Origin of the sequence: Deinococcus pimensis DSM 21231, from assembly GCF_000519345.1 — a bacterium.
Classification (GTDB): Bacteria; Deinococcota; Deinococci; order Deinococcales; family Deinococcaceae; genus Deinococcus_A; species Deinococcus_A pimensis.
Genome location: NZ_KI912640.1, coordinates 53,596 through 54,561, shown reverse-complemented (window position 1 = coordinate 54,561; position 966 = coordinate 53,596). Strand labels below are relative to the sequence as shown.

The 966-nt window shown below is 73.5% G+C and carries 2 protein-coding genes; one reads left to right on the top strand and one right to left on the bottom strand.

The genetic code is table 11. From position 1 onward, the window contains the following. On the bottom strand, positions 1-600 hold a 600-nt coding region (locus DEIPI_RS30315), incomplete at its 3' end, for an MFS transporter (protein WP_157463611.1). A 43-nt stretch (positions 601-643) separates the two neighbouring features. On the opposite strand from DEIPI_RS30315, the gene DEIPI_RS39510 reads away from it, so the two are divergent. Next, on the top strand, positions 644-966 hold a 323-nt coding region (locus DEIPI_RS39510), incomplete at its 3' end, for a MarR family transcriptional regulator (RefSeq protein WP_045234113.1).

Sequence of the window (966 nt, the reverse complement as noted above, 5' to 3'; positions counted from 1 at the left end):
GCGCCGCGCCGCGCTCGCCGCCCGCGCGGGCATCCGCACGAAGGGCAGCAGCACCGTCATCACGAGGAACGACACGCCGTCCACGACGAGGCTCGGCGCGCTCCCGAAGCGGCTCACCATCACCCCGCCCGCGAGGAGCCCGACGAGGCTCATCGACTGGGCCGCCGTGGTGATCAGCCCCATCGCGCGCGCGAGGTGCTCCTGCGGCACGAGCGTCGGCACGAGCGCGCCCGACGCGGGCTGGTACAGCACCCCGATCAGGCCCATCAGCAGCGACAGGCCGTACAGCGCAAACAGCGGCACCGGCCCCGCGAGCGCCACGAGGCCCACACCCAGCATCAGCGCGGCGCGCACCGCGTTGCCCGCCACGAGCGGCAGGCGCAGCGGCACGCGGTCCACCAGCGTCCCCGCGAGCGGCGAGAGCAGGCCCGGCAGCATCGACAGCGCGAGGTTCACGCCCATCGCGCCCGCCGAGCCCGTCTGCTCCAGCACGAGGAACGACAGCGCGATGCCCGACAGGGCCGTCCCGAGGCTCGACTGGGCCGTACCCACCCACCACAGCACGAAATCCCGGTTCCACAACCTTCCACCCGTGGTCACGCGACCACCTCCCGACCTCAGGGTGCGCGGTACGCTACTCCAGATGACAGGCCGCGATTCGAGTAGGGCGAGCAGCGCGCGGCAGGCGCGTCTGCTGCTCGACCCCAGGCACTACCGCCTCCTCGACCTCCTCATGCGCGAGGAGCACTCCGCCGCCGAGCTCGCCCGCCTCACCGATCAGGACGTGGGCCGCGTCCACTACCTCCTCGGGCAGTTCGTGGACGCCGGGATCGCGGAGGTGACGGCCGTCGTGCCGCGCGCGGGCCGCGCCGTGAAACGCTACCGGGTGCCGCGCGACTGGTACGTGCCCTTCGAGCTCAGCGACGCCGAGCACGTCGAGGCGCTCGCGGCGGCGCAGCTCGTGCC